This window comes from Mesorhizobium sp. M0664, assembly GCF_040320565.1.
Taxonomy (GTDB): domain Bacteria; phylum Pseudomonadota; class Alphaproteobacteria; order Rhizobiales; family Rhizobiaceae; genus Mesorhizobium.
In genome coordinates this window covers 1-17,794 of sequence record NZ_JAMYPW010000038.1, presented here as the reverse complement: position 1 = coordinate 17,794, position 17,794 = coordinate 1, and the positions used below count along the sequence as shown (strand labels likewise).

At 61.7% G+C, this 17,794-nt stretch carries 17 protein-coding genes and 2 pseudogenes; 11 read left to right on the top strand and 8 right to left on the bottom strand.

Translation table 11 applies throughout. The features are described from left to right. Positions 1–11 precede the first annotated feature (11 nt). The 4 genes from trbB to NKI39_RS25455 form a co-directional block, all read right to left on the bottom strand. Positions 12–980 carry a P-type conjugative transfer ATPase TrbB gene (trbB, locus tag NKI39_RS25475; protein WP_352700467.1) on the bottom strand — a complete coding sequence of 323 codons (969 nt, stop codon included), beginning with the start codon at positions 978–980 and terminating at the stop codon, positions 12–14. Continuing rightward, a complete protein-coding gene (locus NKI39_RS25470; protein ID WP_352700466.1) occupies positions 977–1,390 on the bottom strand; it encodes a CopG family transcriptional regulator in 414 nt (137 codons plus the stop codon). The genes trbB and NKI39_RS25470 overlap by 4 nt, the downstream gene beginning before the upstream one ends. 119 nt (positions 1,391–1,509) lie before the next feature. Then, a complete protein-coding gene (locus NKI39_RS25465) occupies positions 1,510–3,537 on the bottom strand; it encodes a conjugal transfer protein TraG (RefSeq protein ID WP_352835255.1) in 2,028 nt (675 codons plus the stop codon). A gap of 974 nt (positions 3,538–4,511) precedes the next feature. After that, positions 4,512–4,745: a hypothetical protein gene (locus NKI39_RS25455; protein WP_352700464.1), complete on the bottom strand. Its 234-nt coding sequence runs from the start codon at positions 4,743–4,745 to the stop codon at positions 4,512–4,514. 274 nt (positions 4,746–5,019) lie between these two features. Here NKI39_RS25455 and NKI39_RS25450 point away from each other — a divergent pair, with 274 nt between their 5' ends. Then, positions 5,020–5,238 (top strand): KTSC domain-containing protein, encoded by a 219-nt coding sequence (locus NKI39_RS25450; protein WP_352662409.1) that lies wholly within the window; start codon positions 5,020–5,022, stop codon positions 5,236–5,238. A 491-nt stretch (positions 5,239–5,729) separates the two neighbouring features. Here the strand turns inward: NKI39_RS25450 and NKI39_RS25445 are convergent, their stop codons facing one another. Beyond that, complete coding sequence (locus NKI39_RS25445; protein WP_352662251.1) at positions 5,730–6,032, bottom strand: hypothetical protein; 303 nt, start codon at positions 6,030–6,032, stop codon at positions 5,730–5,732. A 175-nt stretch (positions 6,033–6,207) separates the two neighbouring features. Between NKI39_RS25445 and NKI39_RS25440 the strand changes: the two genes are divergently transcribed. Further along, a complete protein-coding gene (locus NKI39_RS25440; protein WP_352662254.1) occupies positions 6,208–6,561 on the top strand; it encodes a hypothetical protein in 354 nt (117 codons plus the stop codon). 218 nt (positions 6,562–6,779) lie between these two features. Here the strand turns inward: NKI39_RS25440 and NKI39_RS25435 are convergent. Continuing rightward, positions 6,780–6,983, bottom strand: a pseudogene (locus NKI39_RS25435) (transposase); the annotation flags it as partial. Positions 6,984–7,248: 265 nt separating this feature from the next. Between NKI39_RS25435 and NKI39_RS25430 the strand changes: the two are divergent. Together NKI39_RS25430 and NKI39_RS25425 are read left to right on the top strand one after the other, a co-directional pair. Beyond that, positions 7,249–8,466 carry an IS110 family RNA-guided transposase gene (locus tag NKI39_RS25430; RefSeq protein ID WP_352516397.1) on the top strand — a complete coding sequence of 406 codons (1,218 nt, stop codon included), beginning with the start codon at positions 7,249–7,251 and terminating at the stop codon, positions 8,464–8,466. 445 nt (positions 8,467–8,911) lie between these two features. Next, positions 8,912–10,129, top strand: coding sequence for an IS110 family RNA-guided transposase (locus tag NKI39_RS25425; protein ID WP_352516397.1), 1,218 nt, complete (start codon positions 8,912–8,914; stop codon positions 10,127–10,129). 694 nt (positions 10,130–10,823) lie between these two features. Here the strand turns inward: NKI39_RS25425 and NKI39_RS25420 are convergent. Continuing rightward, on the bottom strand, positions 10,824–11,681 hold the full coding sequence (locus NKI39_RS25420) for an alpha/beta fold hydrolase (RefSeq protein ID WP_352835251.1): 858 nt from the start codon (positions 11,679–11,681) through the stop codon (positions 10,824–10,826). A 248-nt stretch (positions 11,682–11,929) separates the two neighbouring features. Between NKI39_RS25420 and NKI39_RS25415 the strand changes: the two genes are divergently transcribed. The 7 genes and pseudogenes from NKI39_RS25415 to NKI39_RS25385 all read left to right on the top strand — a co-directional run bounded on the left by NKI39_RS25415 (position 11,930) and on the right by NKI39_RS25385 (position 16,209). Next, positions 11,930–12,979: a YihY/virulence factor BrkB family protein gene (locus NKI39_RS25415; protein ID WP_352467848.1), complete on the top strand. Its 1,050-nt coding sequence runs from the start codon at positions 11,930–11,932 to the stop codon at positions 12,977–12,979. 99 nt (positions 12,980–13,078) lie between these two features. Then, entirely contained in the window at positions 13,079–13,249 is a 171-nt protein-coding gene (locus NKI39_RS25410; protein WP_352662260.1) for a hypothetical protein, read from the top strand. 15 nt (positions 13,250–13,264) lie between these two features. Beyond that, a pseudogene (locus NKI39_RS25405) lies at positions 13,265–13,588 on the top strand (transposase); the annotation flags it as partial. 69 nt (positions 13,589–13,657) lie between these two features. Then, positions 13,658–14,173: a hypothetical protein gene (locus NKI39_RS25400; protein WP_352835248.1), complete on the top strand. Its 516-nt coding sequence runs from the start codon at positions 13,658–13,660 to the stop codon at positions 14,171–14,173. Between the two features lie 4 nt (positions 14,174–14,177). Then, the gene (locus tag NKI39_RS25395; protein ID WP_352662262.1) at positions 14,178–14,573 is read left to right on the top strand and encodes a phage holin family protein; all 396 of its coding nucleotides are present in this window, start codon (positions 14,178–14,180) and stop codon (positions 14,571–14,573) included. Further along, positions 14,570–15,451: a hypothetical protein gene (locus NKI39_RS25390; RefSeq protein WP_352700463.1), complete on the top strand. Its 882-nt coding sequence runs from the start codon at positions 14,570–14,572 to the stop codon at positions 15,449–15,451. Before NKI39_RS25395 ends, NKI39_RS25390 begins: the two co-directional genes overlap by 4 nt. Next, positions 15,448–16,209, top strand: a complete 762-nt coding sequence (locus NKI39_RS25385) for a hypothetical protein (RefSeq protein ID WP_352835245.1) — start codon at positions 15,448–15,450, stop codon at positions 16,207–16,209. Before NKI39_RS25390 ends, NKI39_RS25385 begins: the two co-directional genes overlap by 4 nt. Before the next feature lie 732 nt (positions 16,210–16,941). On the opposite strand, the gene NKI39_RS25380 is transcribed toward NKI39_RS25385, so the two are convergent. Then, positions 16,942–17,451: a ferritin-like domain-containing protein gene (locus tag NKI39_RS25380; protein ID WP_352612666.1), complete on the bottom strand. Its 510-nt coding sequence runs from the start codon at positions 17,449–17,451 to the stop codon at positions 16,942–16,944. Positions 17,452–17,794 lie beyond the last annotated feature (343 nt).

The following is a 17,794-nucleotide window of genomic DNA, read 5'->3' as shown; positions in this document are numbered from 1 at the left end:
GAGGTGACCTTTCAAAACTGCTGGAGTTGCGGAAGCGTGAGCGGGGTGACGGCGTAATCACCGCTGCTGTCGAGACCGGTGACCTCAGCGATCGCGTCAATGCGGCGCGAGGATCCGCGCCCAGCGATGAAGACGATCAGATCTACCGCATCAGCGATGAGGCGGCGGGGAACGGTGACGACGGCTTCCTGGGCGAGCTGCTCGATACGGTAGAGAGCGGAGCGCGCCGAATTGGCGTGAACCGTCGCGATGCCGCCGGGATGCCCGGTGTTCCATGCCTTCAGCATGTCCAGGGCTTCCGCGCCCCTGACTTCGCCCACGATGATGCGGTCGGGTCTGAGCCGCAGGGTCGAGCGCACGAGATCGGCGAGCGTGACCGACCCCCGCCTCGTCCTCAAGGCAACGCAATCCTTCGCCGCGCATTGCAGTTCGCGCGTGTCCTCGATCAGGATCACCCGCTCGTCGCAATCGGCGACTTGTGCCAGCAGCGCGTTGGCAAGTGTTGTCTTGCCCGACGACGTGCCGCCGGCGACCAGGATGTTGCGCCGCTCGCGGACCGCCGTCTTCAGCGCATCGGCCTGCAGCGGCAGCATGACCCGGTCGGCGACATAGTCGGCCAATGTGTAGAGTTTCGCCGCAGGCGTTCGGATGGCGAAGCATGGCCCCAGCACGACAGGCGGCAGCAGACCCTCGAAGCGCTCGCCCGATGGCAATTCGGCGCTGACAATCGGATTGTCAGCATGCGCCTCGGCGCGCACGTGGGAGGCGACCAGGCGGATGATGCGTTCGGCCTCAGAAGGATGCATGTGCACGCCGGTATCGACCCGGCCTTCACCCAACCGGTCGAGCCGCAGCGCACCGTCGGGATTGACCATCACCTCAATGACGGTCGGATCGGCAAGGGCTTCAGTGATCGCCGGACCCATGGCGGTGCGCAGCATGGCGCGGCGGCGATGGTCGGCTTCCGGATGAGAACTCATCCTTCCCCTCCCCTGCGATCGTCGGTGCCAAGGGACCGTTTCCCGGAAGCGATTTGGCGGCCGACCTGTTCGACGAATTTGTCGAAGCGCTCCTGGGCAATCCCTTGCGTGGCCCTGTCCGGCACCGGCGTGTGAGCATGAAGCGTGATCGAAAAGCGGATGAAGAGCGCCAGGCTCTCCAGGATCATCTCGACATCGCGCCTGACATGTCCGAGGTCGCGGGAAAGACGGTCGAGCCTCTTGCCGTAGCGCTGGTCGAGTTCATTCTCCCCACGCCGCTCGATAAAGGCCTCGACCGCGTGCGCCACAATGGCCGATTTGGTGGTCGATGGATTGCGGCTGAGGTTCTCCAGCTTCTCGCTCAACTCGGGTTCAAGCAAAAACTGGTGACGAATGCGGTGGGGCTTCATGCTGCTCGTTCCTCTGACCGGCGCTGATGCACCGGCGACGGGAACGAGCATCGTCGAGATCCTCGAAATCGCTTACGGCCGTTATCTACGCTGAGATGCGCCCGCGTATGGCGCGCCGTTCAGAAGCCGGGCACGATGTCCTTGTCGTCGCCCATTCCCTCATTGAGGCCGTACGCACGTGCTGCGGTGGAAATCCGATCCATGACGCGCTTGTCGGCGAGCGTCTCGCAGTCATCGTCTGCGGGCGTGAACAGATCGCCATGATCAGGCTCCTGGGCGACGAGGGTCCGTTCTTCGGGCAGGCCCGGATGGCGCTGCTGCTGGACACCTCCGTCTTCGATTGCCGCGCCGGCACTGTCGTCGTCGCCAGCAAGACGCCGATCCACGCCGCGCACCTGTCCGCTCCAATCGTCCGGGCGCGACGTGGGCCGATCCGCGTAGGCACCGTCGCGCAGCACCGGCGAAGGCAGCACTCGCTCCGTGAAATTCGGATCCTGGTAATAACGCAACTTCTTGGCGCGAATCGGCGGCAATCCCGAAACCAGGATTAGTTCGTCAGCCTGCGGCAACTGCATCACCTCACCCGGCGTCAGCAGGGGACGAGCGGTCTCTTGGCGGCTTACCATGACGTGGGACAACCAGGGCGCCAACCGATGGCCGGCATAGTTACGCATCGATCTGAGTTCCGTCGCGGTACCGAGCGCGTCCGAGATGCGTTTGGCCGTGCGCTCGTCATTTGAGGAAAAGGCAATCCGCACATGGCAATTGTCGAGAATGGCGTTGTTCTCGCCATAGGCCTTGGAGATTTGGTTCAACGATTGCGCTATCAGATAAGCGCGGATGCCGTAGCCTGCCATGAAGGCGAGCGCAGTCTCGAAGAAGTCGAGCCGACCGAGCGCCGGAAATTCATCCAGCATCATCAGCAGCTGATACTTGCGGCTCTTCTTTGGATCGCCCTCCAGGCGCTCGGTCAGCCGCCGGCCGATTTGATTGAGCACCAATCGCACCAGGGGCTTAGTGCGCGAGATATCCGACGGCGGCACGACCAGATACAGCGACATCGGTCGCTCGGCATCCACAAGGTCGGCAATGCGCCAGTCGCAGGCCGATGTTGCCGCGGCCACCGTTGGATCACGATAGAGCCCGAGAAACGACATGGCGGTCGAGAGAACGCCTGAGCGCTCGTTCTCTGACTTGTTCAGCACCTCACGAGCCGCCGAGGCCACGACCGGATGGACCTGGGGCTTGTCCACCGTGCCGAGGTGGTTGGTGGTCATCATCCGCTGCAGTGTCGCAGCGAATGAGCGTTGCGGGTCCGACAGGAAGGTGGCGACACGGGCGAGTGTCTTTTCCTCTTCGGCGTAGAGCACGTGCAAGATGGCGCCAACTAGGAGTGAATGACTGGTCTTCTCCCAATGGTTCCGCCGCTCCAGCGCGCCTTCCGGATCGACGAGAATGTCGGCGATGTTCTGAACGTCGCGGACCTCATCTGGACCTTTGCGCACTTCCAGCAGCGGGTTGTACCGCGCCGATCTCGGATCGGTCGGATTGAACAAGAGACAGTGCGAGAACTTCGACCTCCAGCCAGAGGTCAGCTGCCAGTTCTCGCCTTTGATGTCGTGAATGACGGCCGAGCCGGTCCAGGAAAGAAGGGTTGGAACAACGAGTCCGACGCCCTTGCCCGAACGTGTCGGCGCAAAGGCCATGACGTGGTCCGGTCCGTCATGGCGCAGATAGCGATAATTCAGTCCACCAAGGAAAACGCCGGCCGGCTGAAACAGCCCCGCCTTCTCGATCTCCAGCTTCATGGCCCATCGTGAGGACCCATAGGTGGTGACCAACCCCCGCTGCCGTGCGCGCCAGAGGGACCCAGCTATCGCGGCGGCACAGCCCAGGAACCCGCTGGCTCCGGCAAGTATGCCAGCCTTGTCGAAGACTTCAGGCGCATAGGCGTCAAATTGGAACCACCATTCGAACAGTTTCCACGGCTGGTAGATCGGCCAGCCGACTGTCACAAACCATGGCGCGCCGAGTGGCGGCTGATAGGAGAGCATGTGGGCGCACCATTGGGTTGCAGTCCACACGCCAAGAATGACAATTGCGAATACGACAGCGATCTGCCCAATCAGCAACTTCGTGGGTGTCAATGGCTTGCTCCGCTCTTCTGGCCAGACGGACCAAACATCGCGCCGAGCGATGAGAATTCGAACGGCCGCTACGTGCGACTAGGTGCGATGACAAGGTTGATAGGCATTGTTCAGCTGCGAACAGCGAAAATCCGCCGCAGCAACCGATCGGCGGTGCCAGGTACGCGGTTTGGTCGCAGAAGATGTTGGGGCTTCAGGCGCGGGCACATTGAAGATGTGCTGACAGACAAACCTTTGGAGCCGACGCGTTTGTGCGAGTAGCGAGCTGAAGGGCTCGGCGAGAAGTCGTCGTTCTCAATCGGGCGACGGGGGATACATCGGCGAAGACGGCATAAGGGAGGATGGGCCAGACCGAGCCGACGGAATGGGCGTAGCCAAGGCCTTGGAGCGCATAGCGCTTGGCCGGGAGGCCGCCGCCCGTCAGACTTACGCGGCGCGTCGTTGAGCGAGGTGGAGACCCGAACGGGCTCGACGAGGGTCCACGGCGGTCACAATGTTGTGGTGGTGATCGCAGTAGACGCGATCCGGCGAAGTTGGCCCAGCACAAAAACGATAACCGCCGGGTACTGACGGGTCTTCGCTCACCGGGAAGCGGCATTGATAGAGGCCTAGCTGAATGAGGGGGACATCTCTCGAAGTTAGTCTGATATTTTCAGGCATGATGGTTTCCTAGTTCGTAGCAATTGCCGGGTGACGGCCGCAGTGCGACCCGTCAGGGGCGAGCTTCTCTCGTTTGGGAGGCTATGGATTACCATATGGTGTTGGCAGCACCGTCAATGAAGCCCGACGCCCTGCTTCTGAAGCCAATAGTTTGCGACTTAAGGCCACACCCGCAAACGCATTAGCGATCTACCATCTTGTCCCCGAGGCACCCGCCCGCCGCGGTTGTCGGCGGCGGTGGTGGCACCGGCTTGTGGGGCCCCTAGGCCCACTCGCGGCGCTCGCACTGGATCTCGGTGCGGGTTTCCCTTGTCTCATCGCCCTGTCAGCGCCTTGCAAATGAGCGAAACCAAGCGGTCGCGCGCTCGCTCGTGGAGTGCGCCTTTCGGCCGCCATGCAAGGAAATCATCAACGCTCATCCAATCAGCCGGGTTTGTGTCGGCGTCTGGCTGGCTGAATTCCACATACAGATGCAGTTCGTCCGGCACGAAGACGACCCTCCACAATCCTTTGATGTCATTGGCAAGGTTGTAGGCGAGGACGGTCATGGCGGGGCACTCCTTTCGCCGTGGAGCGTGCCTATCTCACGGGAAAATTCCATCACCAGAAGTTAGTATTGACGCTCGCGCTTTCTCAGAAATCCAACGTCCGCGTGATGCCGAAAGGTGCAGCTAGCTTTTTGTGTATCTCGATTGGGAACACGGGACCGCCGCGAAAGTTCGGTGCACGCAGCGAATCCTCCCCCTCCAGGTATTGCTGCAGATCGGTATCCCGATCGGCCCGCGCTCCCCGCAAGGGCGCGGGCCTCGGCCTGTGGTGCTCATGCCATCTACTTCGATCCGCAAGATGGAATATGATCCTGACAGAAGAATCCTCTCTGTCTGGTTTGTGGCCAGCGTCAAGCGGTACGAGTTTGAGGGGGTACCGCCGGAAACCTTTGCCGCGTTCCGGGCCGCGTTCGCCAAGGGCCGCTACTTCAACGACCACATCCGCAACAATTTCCGCTACCGTCTGGTTGCGAGCGATAGCGACCCGGGATGACCTGACCTGCCGGCGGCTCAATCGTCCTGTCGCTCCAACCGGCGGTTGGTGGACGCGTTGCCGCTGTGGCGCTTAGGGTTGGTTACGGTCCGCGCTCACTTGGCAAGCCCACCCCCCCGCATCCCCCCGCCTGGTGCAAAGCGTTTGATCGGTCCCGCCGTTCTGGCAGTGCGGCGGGACTTTTTTGCGGTCCAGGTGGAGCATCGGCGCGCGGGGAAGGCGCGGTGCACGCAGCACCTTTTCCTCATCCAACGTACGTCGGTGGCGCGCTGAAGGATCTCAACATCGGTCTGCCGCCGGAGCTCAACTAGCTGGACTATTGCTCGACCGGAAGCGGCTCGTGCTGCGGCTCAGCGTGGTGGAAGACCTGTCCAAGATCGCGCGCGTCGAATGTTTGGCCGCAGACTGGGCAGTAGAGCAAGTGCTTCGACTCGTCCTCTACCGGCCCGTCATGCGGCCTGCCCTCATAGCCCGTCGCGATGTTGTCGGTTCTAATCCGGGGCAACGACAAGTGCCTTTCGTCGTTTTGGCGGCCAATATTTCTCCATTAGCCGGACCTTGTCACGGTCGACCGTGACCAGCGGCCCGAGGTCGATCGTCACGGTGTCCTCGTCGATGCGCGTGACCTCGCCTTTCAGGTCGATTTGCTGGCCTCGGTTCACCTTGGTGTGGTCGATGATGGAATGTGGGAAGTCATAACCTGGGATAGAGACGCTTACGCGGTCCTCTGTTATCCGCCTTCGAACCGTGGCAGTAATCGCCACCTGGTCACCAATACCTATTCCCTGAGCCATGCCATGGATTCTGGTGCGGGCAGCGTCTTCTTCAAGAGGCTTCTAATATACGCCCGCCATCCTAAGGCTGACCTACGACCAGAGTTACAAAAGTTGAACTTCATCGGGGAACACTCCTTCTGTCTGCCTGTTCGATTTGCCAGCGCATCCCGTGCATTCAGACAGGAGAAAGAAGATGAAACGCATCCTTTTGGCTTCGGCCGTGCTGGCGGTGTCGGCGGGGCTTTCCTTTGCCCAGACGACGAGCGGAACTTCGAGCGGAACCTCGACGAGCGGAACCTCGACCACGACAACCATGCCCAGTACGACGGATCAGGGCACCGGCACGACGAGCAGCGGGACCAACATGTCCGGCGATCAGGGCACCGACACGAACACCACCAGCGGCATCACAAATCCGAACTCGGCCAGAGACTGCGCGCCCGGCCAGCAGACTGGCAGCGCTCAGCAGGCTGCGCCAGGTCAGCAGGACACGACAGCCAACACCGCCGCGCCAGGCCAGGTGAAAAAGACCGACGAAGGTTGCTGATTGGCACATCGGCACACCAGCGTGTGGCTGGCCAGTCTCCCCCGACCATCCCCTGAACTCAACTCGGCTGGCGAGCAAGTTCCCGCCAGCTCAACGCTCTGATGCTGAAAATAAGTTGTGTGCGTCAAGTTCTGCAAAATGGCGTGGCATTGCGGTGACGTCGGCGTGTCCGCCGCGCAGCCCCCGTGTTTAGCGGAGCGGCGGACACATGACGGTGCTCAGGCGGCCAAGGCCCTCAGGCTCTCCTTCTTGTGCTCGCGCAGATGATCCATGTTGAGGTAGCGGGTCGCCTCGAGCCAGTTCTCGTGGATCTCCACCGCCAATGCCCGAACCAGCCGCAGACAGCTCCGCGGGTTGGGGAAGATGCGAACGACCAGGGTGCGCCGCTTGATCTCCTGGTTCAGCCGCTCCAGCATGTTCGTAACCGGTATGATCATGACGATGCCATCCGATCCCCGCTGGAGATGAGCGATTTTTGGCGTATGGTGCGACCATCCGGGACAGGGGCACCGGGAGCACGCCAAGTGCGGGCAGGCCGATGTATTCGATGAGCTGCGAGCTCGCGTTAGTAGCTGGCCGCCCCTGCGACCTGCCCGGTTGCGCCGAGAGCGCGGATCCGTAGGTGTCGCGTCGCCCGCCGGCTCCCGACTGTTTGAGGAGAGGGAGCCGATGAGACGTGTGATTGGAATGGACATCCACCGCACCTTTGCGGAGGTGGTGGTTTGGGAAGACGGCCGGCTGCGCCATCACGGACGGGTCGACATGACCCGCTCGGGACTGGAAGGGTTCGGCCGCAGTTTGCGACGGACTGATGAGGTTGTCGTCGAGGCTACGGGCAACGCCATGGCGGTGGTGCGGGTTCTGTCGCCCTATGTCGGCCGGGTGATTGTCGCCAACCCGATGCAGGTGAAGGCGATCGCTCATGCCAGGATCAAGACCGACAAGATCGATGCCGGCGTTCTGGCGCAGCTCCATGCCAGCGGCTTTCTGCCGGAGGTCTGGGTACCTGACGAGCGGACCGAGCGGCTTCGCCGCCTCGTCGCGCGGCGCAACCAGGTAGTTCGGCATCGCACGCGCGTGAAGAACGAGGTGCATGGCATCCTGCAGGCGCACCTAGTGCCGAAGTGCCCGCATGCCGATCTGTTCAACAATCGCGGTCGCGCCTGGCTCGAGCGGCAGGTGCTTCCCGATGACGAGCGGGCCGCTATCGCCCGCCACATCCGCGAGATCGATCGCCTGGCCGAGGATCTGGCCGACCTCGATCGCGACATCGCCCGGGAAGCGATTGATGATGTGCAAGTCCGGCGGCTTCAGACGATCACCGGCGTCAATGCCATCGTCGCGAGCGGTATCATCGCCGCCGTCGGCGATATCCGGCGGTTTCGCGAACCGCAGAAGCTGGTGAGCTACTTCGGCCTCAATCCGCGTGTGCGCCAATCCGGTCTTGGCTTGGCGCAATATGGCCGGATCAGCAAACATGGTCGTTCCCATGCCCGCGCCATGCTGGTCGAGGCCGCCTGGGCGACGGCGAAGGCGCCCGGACCGCTCAGGGCCTTCTTCCTACGCATCCGTAACAAGCGCGGCCATCAGGTCGCAGCCGTGGCACTCGCCCGCAAGCTCGCCGTGCTGATCTGGCATCTGCTGACAAAGGAGCAGGACTACTTCTGGGCTCGCCCGGCGCTGGTGGCGGCAAAGCAGAGGCAGCTCGCTCTCAAGGCCGGCGCGCCGGGCGAGCGCGGTGTCGGTCGCCGCGGTTCGGCTTACGCCTACAACGTGAAGGAGTTGCGAAACAGCGAGAAAGCCGCGGCCGAGAATGCCGAACGTGCCTACGAGCTAATGGTTCGGCATTGGCGGTCACGCGGGCCGAAGCGGCGCACGGACGCCACAAACGAGGAACGACTATAACGGCTGCGTGGCGGCACTCTCATCCTCTCGCACCACTCTTTGCCACGTGGTCGTCCGTGCCGGACAAATATAGCACAAGGAAATCTGGCGGCACGACCGACGCCCTCGGTCCGCTCCAGAATGGCGCCGTGCTCGACGCCGTCAAGGCGTGGCCTGGAAACCTCGCAGCCGGCCGTGGCGCCATCGCACCGGCCAGCCTTGACTGCGTCTCGACACGCTCGCGTGGGAAATCCTGTGGGCCGGGACGAAGAAACAGGCTCACCTGAGCCGAACAAAGAAACGCAACAGGAATCGAAAAAGTCGAAATCAGGGTTGTCGATGTCATCCGTAGCTGGCCGCCCCTGCGACCTGCCCGGTTGCGCCGAGAGCGCGGATCCGTAGGTGTCGCGTCGCCCGCCGGCTCCCGATTGTTGAGGAGAGGGAGCCGATGAGACGTGTGATTGGAATGGACATCCACCGCACCTTTGCGGAGGTGGTGGTTTGGGAAGACGGCCGGCTGCGCCATCACGGACGGGTCGACATGACCCGCTCGGGACTGGAAGGGTTCGGCCGCAGTTTGCGACGGACTGATGAGGTTGTCGTCGAGGCTACGGGCAACGCCATGGCGGTGGTGCGGGTTCTGTCGCCCTATGTCGGCCGGGTGATTGTCGCCAACCCGATGCAGGTGAAGGCGATCGCTCATGCCAGGATCAAGACCGACAAGATCGATGCCGGCGTTCTGGCGCAGCTCCATGCCAGCGGCTTTCTGCCGGAGGTCTGGGTACCTGACGAGCGGACCGAGCGGCTTCGCCGCCTCGTCGCGCGGCGCAACCAGGTAGTTCGGCATCGCACGCGCGTGAAGAACGAGGTGCATGGCATCCTGCAGGCGCACCTAGTGCCGAAGTGCCCGCATGCCGATCTGTTCAACAATCGCGGTCGCGCCTGGCTCGAGCGGCAGGTGCTTCCCGATGACGAGCGGGCCGCTATCGCCCGCCACATCCGCGAGATCGATCGCCTGGCCGAGGATCTGGCCGACCTCGATCGCGACATCGCCCGGGAAGCGATTGATGATGTGCAAGTCCGGCGGCTTCAGACGATCACCGGCGTCAATGCCATCGTCGCGAGCGGTATCATCGCCGCCGTCGGCGATATCCGGCGGTTTCGCGAACCGCAGAAGCTGGTGAGCTACTTCGGCCTCAATCCGCGTGTGCGCCAATCCGGTCTTGGCTTGGCGCAATATGGCCGGATCAGCAAACATGGTCGTTCCCATGCCCGCGCCATGCTGGTCGAGGCCGCCTGGGCGACGGCGAAGGCGCCCGGACCGCTCAGGGCCTTCTTCCTACGCATCCGTAACAAGCGCGGCCATCAGGTCGCAGCCGTGGCACTCGCCCGCAAGCTCGCCGTGCTGATCTGGCATCTGCTGACAAAGGAGCAGGACTACTTCTGGGCTCGCCCGGCGCTGGTGGCGGCAAAGCAGAGGCAGCTCGCTCTCAAGGCCGGCGCGCCGGGCGAGCGCGGTGTCGGTCGCCGCGGTTCGGCTTACGCCTACAACGTGAAGGAGTTGCGAAACAGCGAGAAAGCCGCGGCCGAGAATGCCGAACGTGCCTACGAGCTAATGGTTCGGCATTGGCGGTCACGCGGGCCGAAGCGGCGCACGGACGCCACAAACGAGGAACGACTATAACGGCTGCGTGGCGGCACTCTCATCCTCTCGCACCACTCTTTGCCACGTGGTCGTCCGTGCCGGACAAATATAGCACAAGGAAATCTGGCGGCACGACCGACGCCCTCGGTCCGCTCCAGAATGGCGCCGTGCTCGACGCCGTCAAGGCGTGGCCTGGAAACCTCGCAGCCGGCCGTGGCGCCATCGCACCGGCCAGCCTTCACCGGGGCGGGACAGGCGAGGCCGCTACAGCTCCAGGCTTGCGCACGGCGTCGACGACTTCGCGCATCGAGTCGAGGACGAGCTGCCGACGGTCCGCATGCGGATCAGCAACTCAGGGTCGATCGAGGGACGGCCGATCGGGCAGGCCGCACCATAATACCCAAGCGGAAAGGCCACGCCCACGCCTGGACACTGCCAGTGTATATCGGCGGGCTGCTTGCCAATGAGCTCTAGTGATGTCGAGCGCCCGCTGCGCCGATATGAGCGTGGAGGCCATGAACAGGCGTATCAAAGGCGGGGGTCCGTCGCCTCTCCTTGCTGGCGGCGGGCTCCGCAAAGCGCGGTGTTGGTCGGAGACAATAGAACCTTATACCGCAATCCAACTTAGCTAGTTGTAATGTCCCCTCCTCTTTTGCAGCAGCCAGGAATGCCCTGCAGGCCTCCTCCGGCTCCATCTGACGCTGCCCCCAGTTTCTATCCATTTTTGAGTTCCTCAGCCCTCCAGGAACGCCAGAAGCGCCGCATTCACCGCGTTGCTCTCTTCGCGTTGAACCCAATGCGTCCCTTTCTCGAAAGTCTGCACGCGGCCATCGTCGCAAAGGGCGAGACTGCGCTTGGCCAGCCCGGATTCTAGAGCCTGGTCCTGCATCCCCCACATAACAAGAGTGGGCGTCGTGATCCGCTCCTTCAAGCTCGGGCGAAAGGGCAAGGCGCGATACCAGTTGAGCATGTTGGTCAGCGCCCCCGGCCGCTCCCAAGCCTGCCGATATTCTGCAATCTCCTCTTCTTCGAAGGCGCCTTCCCGGCTGGATGTCCTAAGTGCTCGTGCGAGCAAGGCGGAGCGCCGCGCACCCAAAACGGCTTCGGGCAGCAATGGGATCTGGAAGAAAACCACGTAACTGCTCCGCAGAATCTGCGTCGGAGATCGCAGGGCATGGGTAAACACAACGTCGGGATGGGGCGCATTCAGGATGACGAGCTTGTCCAGGCGATGAGGCAACTTTGCCCCGGCGGCCCAAGCGACGATGCCGCCCCAGTCATGTCCGACGAGGTGAAACCTTCCGATGCCGAGCGCGTCGGCCAGGGCGAATACATCGCCGAGCAGCTTGGGGAGCGTGTACTCGCTGATACCCTCTGGCTTGTCGCTGGTGTTGTAGCCCCTCTGGTCGGGAACGATGACCCGATATCCGGCGGAAGCGAGCGTACCGATCTGCCGTCTCCAGCCGATCCAGAAGTCCGGGAAGCCGTGCAGGAGCATGACCGGCTTACCCCCGGCAGGCCCGGCCTGAACGACATGAAACCGAATGCTTCCGGCGTTGACGAACTGATGTTCAGGCGCGAGCGAGACCATGGCTGGTAACGCGGGTGTCCTAAAACTGATCCAGTGCAATGAGGATTATCAGGCTGTCGTCCCGACAACATGCACGCTCAGCCGTCGCATCCCCCGCCAGATGAGCATGGGAGCCGAAGGGCCAAGTGGGGATCGCGCAGTTGTTGCTGCAGGCGGCGGATGTTTATTTGTAAGCGCAGGTCTGCACCTGCATCCTTTGGCGCTATTATACGTTTGCCCCGCGAAGAAGATGCTCCGGACCGGCGGCCATGTCGAAGAAAACAACCGAGGACGCTTACGAAGGTCAAGTGCAACTTGAGCGGCGGGCCGAACGGGAGAGCCGCGGACGCAATGCCGAATGGCCGTCAGAGATTCCCAGCCGCGGCTGGAAGGACGTGCTGTGGCGGGTCTTTGCTGAGGTAACCGAGGACCGTGTTATGCTGATCGCGGCGGGGGCTGCATTTTATCTGCTTCTTGCCCTCTTTCCAGCGCTTGCCGCGTTCGTGTCCATCTATGGTTTCGTCGCCGATCCTCAGACCATCGCTGAGCACATTGCGTTCCTTGGCGGCGTACTGCCTTCGGGAGGTCTGGATATTATCAGATCTCAGCTTGCGTCCTTGGCCGCTCAGAAGGCTGGCGCGCTCAGCTTCGGCTTCATCTTCGGCCTTGCCGTCGCACTGTGGAGCGCCAGTAACGGCATAAAGACGCTATTCGAAGCCATGAACATCGCCTACGAGGAGAGTGAAAAGCGCGGCTTCATCCACCTGAATCTCCTGGCCTTGGGCTTCACACTTGGCGCCATCCTCATTGGTATCGGCTTTATCATCTCGGTGGGGATTGTGCCGGCCGTGCTTGCGCTGCTGAACCTCGGCGGCTGGACCGAAGCCCTTGTGCGGATCTTTCGGTGGCCGATGATGCTGATCATGGTGGGCGTCGGGATCACGCTGATTTACCGCTACGGACCCAGCCGGGAAAGGGCAAAGTGGCAATGGGCGACATGGGGCGCCTTCCTCGCCGCTGTGGTCTGGATCGCAGTCTCGATAGGCTTCTCCTATTATCTTGAAAACTTCGCCAACTACAACGCCACGTATGGGGCTCTTGGGGCAGTCATCGGCTTGATGATGTGGACTTGGATTTCTGTGATTATCCTGGTTGTAGGTGCGGAGCTGAATTCCGAGATGGAGCATCAGACAGCGATGGACACCACCACAGGTGCGCAGCAGCCGATGGGTGCGCGAGGTGCCACGGTTGCCGACACGCTGGGCGGATCGGCCGATGCCGCCGACCAGCAGTCGCGTTTTGACGAGCGCAACGAGTAGCGCGCAGATCACTTTGGACATCATGGTCAAGCGGCTGTAACCAACGCCGCGGCGCGTAGCCCAGAACGGCTCAAGGCGCTGGTCGCCCGGCTTGCCCAGGTGACTGGCGATCTCACCATCCAGAAGCAACGCAAAAGCGCCGTCGCCGATGCCGAACCCCTCGCCAGCCTCGACGAGGTCATTGTTCTGCTCAAGCGTCAGAGCCGCCGACTTGAAGGGCGAGATCGCCTCGCTAGCGACGACGACCCGCTGTGGGCCTGTCTCGATTAGGTCTTCCGTTCGGTCAACGGTGTCGCCCGCGTACTCCTGATGGCCGAGTTGCCCGAGATTGGCACCCTTTCCAATAAGGCCATCGCCAAACTCGTAGGCTTGGCGCCGATCGCCAGTGACAGCGGCAGGCGCAGCGGTCGAAGACCGGTGCGCGGCGGCCGTGAAGGTCCGCGCTCCAGCCTCTCCTCGTCGCGCTCACCGTCGCCAGATATGATCCCCTCGCGCCTTCAGACAGGAAAGGAAAAGATGACTATTCGCATTGCGCCCGCCCGCAAGCTACCCATCATTCCCAATGCAAAAGCACGCGATGCGCGCCTCGAGTTCGCAAACGCAACTTGAAACCCCAGATAGTCACTCATTGGGAACCAACGGGCCTTACCTCCGTTTGCTCCTCGAATGGAGGAAACCATGAACAACCGGAATTCTGAACGGCGTCCCCCAACTGCGGTAAGGGCTGGTGACGGTACCTCGGAAGACATAGGAGCGACTGTAAGCGGCACGTTATCCAAAGCGTCCGACATAGCGCAAGGGGCAGCGGAAACCGCCAAACGGGCGGCCGTTGGTGGCGCGTCCACCGTGACCAATCAGGTGAAGGAGATGTTGGACCGTCAGGTCGGCAGCGGCGCCGAGGTGATGGGCCAACTGGCGAGTTCGACCAAGCGTGCGGCCGAGGACCTCGACGCAAACGCACCGATAGTCGCTGGGGTCGTGCGCACCTTCGCGAATAGGCTTGATGGATACGCAGACGACCTGCGAGACAGGTCCGTCGATCAGCTGGTTCTTGCAGCGTCCGATTTCGCGAGGCGCAAGCCGGGTTTGGTGTTTGGGCTGGCCGCCGTAGCGGGCTTTTTGACGTTCCGCACACTGAAGAGCGCGCCTCCCGCACCAGAGTCCATCAAAGGAAGGCGGCAGGGAGCGAACTGATCTGATGGCACAGGAACATCTGAAGAATTCGCCTCTCCCTCAAGCACTGTCGGCAGTGTTGGCGGACGTCGCGGACCTCTTTCAAAAAGAGTTGCGCCTGGCGCATGCGGAGCTGTCCGCCAACGTCTCAACGAAGCTCCAAGCAGGTGTGTGGATGTCTGCTGCTGGCGCGCTGGGAGTGGTCGCCGCTCTGCTTCTAATGCAAGCCCTCGTACTTGGAATCGCCAGCTTAGGGATAGCCCTGCACTGGTCGTGTCTGATCGTCGCGGCCGCAACGGGCGTCGCCGCTGCTTTCGCCTATTATAGGGGCCGGGCTGATGCGCAAAAACAACTTCTGCCGACACACTCCATTAGCCAAATAAAGCAGGATATTGCGACAACCAAGGAGCAACTAACATGAGCCGCAATTCACAGGTCCAGGATTTTGGAACGAAAGAATGGCTTCTCAGCTCCGCTAGGAACAATCCCGAAGGCCTTCTGCTCGTCGCAGCAGGGTGCGCGCTGCTAATGCGCAGCCGCGGTTCAAGTGCCGGGCATCGCGAGCAATCCCGTGGAACCAACGGGCGCCAAAATGCTCCGCACGTACGCACCGCCAGCGGCGGGGCGTCAAAAACGCAGGAAGAGGCTAGCGAGACAGCTGAGGCCATGCGCGACAATTTAGCCGGCATTGGGGAGAAGGTGAGTGAAACCGCAAGTCACTACGCATCATCGGCCGCGGCATACGCAGAACAGGCCGGTCGCACCGTATCCGAGAAGTCAGGGCGCGTGGTGCAGCAAGCCCAATCAACGTTCCAGGACACGATTGGCCGCATGGTGGAAGAACAGCCATTGGCTTTTGTCCTGGCCGGCTTCGCAGCCGGTGCCGCTATAGCTGCTGCTTTACCGGCCAGCGATGTCGAGAGGCGCACGCTCGGCCCTGCAGGAGAGCGATTGACGGATGCTGCTGAAAAAGCTGGGGACCGCTTGAAGTCTTCGACAGCAAAGGCGGGCGAACGGCTCAAGAGCGTCGCCGAGGAACGTGGGCTGAATTCGGACGGCCTCAAGGAGGTGGCGAGGGACGTTGCGGGCGCCTTTGGAAGCGCCTTGTCAGAAGAGCAATCAAGTGAACCCGTGCAGCCGCCTTCGCCAAGCCCAAGTGGATCGAGCGGTTCATCCACTCCGGCCGCCAAGCTGCAACCGGGCAGCGCCACCCCTTCGGAAGGAATAACGGCCAAATCGCGGTCGGGCAACGCTCGGTCGAGCAAACCTGCCCGCCCCGGTGGCAAGAGAGATTTATGATGGCCGATCCGCAACTTGAGCATCTTGAATACGAAGTTGAGGCTGCCCGGGCTAAGCTCGCCGAGGACTTGTCGACACTTCGGTCGCCAAACACGCTCTCCGAATTTACCGATGATTTGAAACACGAAGCGCTTGAGGCAAAGAATGCCCTGGTGGAGAAAGCAAGAGCCTCAATGCAATCGGTGGCGCAGGCGATTATTGACGATCTCAAGGCCAAGGCGGCTGCCAATCCGAGCGCTGCTTTGGCGATTGGGGCCGGTTTGGGGTGGCGTTTCCTCCGCCATCCGCCGATCGCAACCGCACTCGTCGGAGCGGGATTGATCAGCTTGTGGCGGACCAATTCAGCCCGGCCACCCGGCGAGCAGCAGGTGGATCACCTATCGTACGCCAAGGAGCGCCTGAAGGAGCAATCTAGTGATTTGGCGGAAAGCGTCAGTGATTTCGCTCTTGAAACGGCTGGTAAAATAAAACGCGAAGCTGCCGAGTTGACCGGCGTGGCCAAGGAAACTGTTAAGAAGACAGAACGTCTAGCTGCGGGTATCCGCCATAGCGGCGCTGGGGCGCACGAGGGCGAGACTGCCGCAAGAGCATCCGCACCCTTCGATGAAGCTTCGTTAGCTATTCAAGACGCATCGGGCAATGAGCATACCGAGGACAAACTCCTTCTGGCGGCGGCAGGTTTGGCAGTCGCCGCGGCTGTCGGCTTTGCCTATCAACGACGTCTGAATGAGCAGATGGACACCGACCGAACTGGATGAGCGTAGACAGAGGTCATTGCAGAGAAACAGTCGTCCTGAAGGCAAAGTATGATGCCGCGCTGACATTTATCGAGTCCCGACGAGTTCAGCCATCGGATTGCATATTCTGGAACCACGGACGGCGCGATGACGATGCGCACGGCGGAGAAGACAAAGCGGTCAACCCCTTCGAGCATGATGATCGTCGGCCGGTCGGTCACGGCCTTCAGCGAAACCGCCAGCGACCGGCTGAAGCGGAATTCACCCCGAAAACCGTGCAAGTGCTGCCGACCCCATAACGTGAGCGCAACGGCGCGCTCTGTCCGCTGTCAGGACGAACTTTCTCCGATCCGGCTTGGCGCTGCCGGTGCCCGCGCACGCAACTGCTCAGTCATCTGGGGCGTTCTCGGGCATTCCGCTATCGCGACCTCGTTTCGAACGTTTTAACACGCCCACTCGAGCTTGATCTCGCGGAGCGCTGCGCTAGCCCTTCCGATCTGGCTATTGCCAATGCGTATTTAACCAGGCTTGCGCAGGCGAACGCTTCGACTCGACCAGGCTTGCGCAGGCGAACGCTTCGACTCTCTAAGTGACGACGCCGCAATATTAGCATCGCTCGTCGTTGCAATTTCTCGAAATGCGCAACTCGACGACCGCTTGCTAGGCGTGTTCGTTGCCCAGCGTTCACGAAGGGGGACGCGCTAGCGGACGAATCCCGATCACCCAGTTTACGGTTACTGCGTTCCTACCCGATCACCGCTTGGCGCTGTCACTGTCCGCTTCGGCCCGCACAAGGAACTGCTCGGTCGTGGAGGGAAGACGGGATTTCAGCCAATCCGCCATCGCGACTTCCTCTTGCAGATTCTCTTCGCAAGCCCGAAGAACCTCGGTTTCGCCGAGCGATCGAGCGGCGGCAATCAGGATCGTGTAGGAGGCGATTTCCATGTGCTCGAACGTGTAGCTCGCGAGCGATCCTTTCATCACCTCGTCTCCAGCGAAGACGCCGCTCAGCGATTGCGCCATCGCCGTCAGCTTACCGCCAGCATCCTTCATCATGGATGAACCCTCGTCCATCTGATCGAGACAAGTCTTCAGCCGGGCAGCCTGCTGTTTGGTCTCGTCGAGGTGCTGTCGGATCCGGTCGCTCAGTTCGGGATAATTCTCGATACGGCTCAACTGCCCGTTCAACATCGTTTCGGCCTGCTCTTCCATGGCATGAGCATCTCTAAGCCATTGGACAAACCATTCGCGGCTTTCTGACATCTTGAATCTCCTTTGCGATGTAAGGAAAAACTTTCAGAAGAAGACATTGTTCCGGAGTAGAGCCCGCCGAACGCCCCTGACAGTCGTGGCGGGTCTCAATTCACCTCGCGAAAAATCCTGCAGCGATGCGTGGAAAAGGCAAAGATCGCGGAAGATCGGCGCAAGGAAAACGGCCCGTGGACGCTCGCCGCTGCGCCGCTCCATCACAAAATCCAACTGGCACTGGCCGCTCCTGGCCATCCGACGCGGCGACATACGGCGTACGCATCCGGTGAAGACCGCAGACGTGCGCATCCGGCAGCCAGGAGAACCTGAGCACCGGAGTGCTGGGGTCAAGCTTTCT

Excerpts from the sequence above, each read along its gene's own strand:
- trbB (WP_352700467.1), bottom strand. The coding sequence starts at position 980 with ATGAGTTCTCATCCGGAAGCCGACCATCGCCGCCGCGCCATGCTGCGC.
- NKI39_RS25470 (WP_352700466.1), bottom strand. The coding sequence starts at position 1,390 with ATGAAGCCCCACCGCATTCGTCACCAGTTTTTGCTTGAACCCGAGTTG.
- NKI39_RS25455 (WP_352700464.1), bottom strand. The coding sequence starts at position 4,745 with ATGACCGTCCTCGCCTACAACCTTGCCAATGACATCAAAGGATTGTGG.
- NKI39_RS25450 (WP_352662409.1), top strand. The coding sequence starts at position 5,020 with ATGCCATCTACTTCGATCCGCAAGATGGAATATGATCCTGACAGAAGA.
- NKI39_RS25445 (WP_352662251.1), bottom strand. The coding sequence starts at position 6,032 with ATGGCTCAGGGAATAGGTATTGGTGACCAGGTGGCGATTACTGCCACG.
- NKI39_RS25440 (WP_352662254.1), top strand. The coding sequence starts at position 6,208 with ATGAAACGCATCCTTTTGGCTTCGGCCGTGCTGGCGGTGTCGGCGGGG.
- NKI39_RS25430 (WP_352516397.1), top strand. The coding sequence starts at position 7,249 with ATGGACATCCACCGCACCTTTGCGGAGGTGGTGGTTTGGGAAGACGGC.
- NKI39_RS25425 (WP_352516397.1), top strand. The coding sequence starts at position 8,912 with ATGGACATCCACCGCACCTTTGCGGAGGTGGTGGTTTGGGAAGACGGC.
- NKI39_RS25420 (WP_352835251.1), bottom strand. The coding sequence starts at position 11,681 with ATGGTCTCGCTCGCGCCTGAACATCAGTTCGTCAACGCCGGAAGCATT.
- NKI39_RS25415 (WP_352467848.1), top strand. The coding sequence starts at position 11,930 with ATGTCGAAGAAAACAACCGAGGACGCTTACGAAGGTCAAGTGCAACTT.
- NKI39_RS25400 (WP_352835248.1), top strand. The coding sequence starts at position 13,658 with ATGAACAACCGGAATTCTGAACGGCGTCCCCCAACTGCGGTAAGGGCT.
- NKI39_RS25395 (WP_352662262.1), top strand. The coding sequence starts at position 14,178 with ATGGCACAGGAACATCTGAAGAATTCGCCTCTCCCTCAAGCACTGTCG.
- NKI39_RS25390 (WP_352700463.1), top strand. The coding sequence starts at position 14,570 with ATGAGCCGCAATTCACAGGTCCAGGATTTTGGAACGAAAGAATGGCTT.
- NKI39_RS25385 (WP_352835245.1), top strand. The coding sequence starts at position 15,448 with ATGATGGCCGATCCGCAACTTGAGCATCTTGAATACGAAGTTGAGGCT.
- NKI39_RS25380 (WP_352612666.1), bottom strand. The coding sequence starts at position 17,451 with ATGTCAGAAAGCCGCGAATGGTTTGTCCAATGGCTTAGAGATGCTCAT.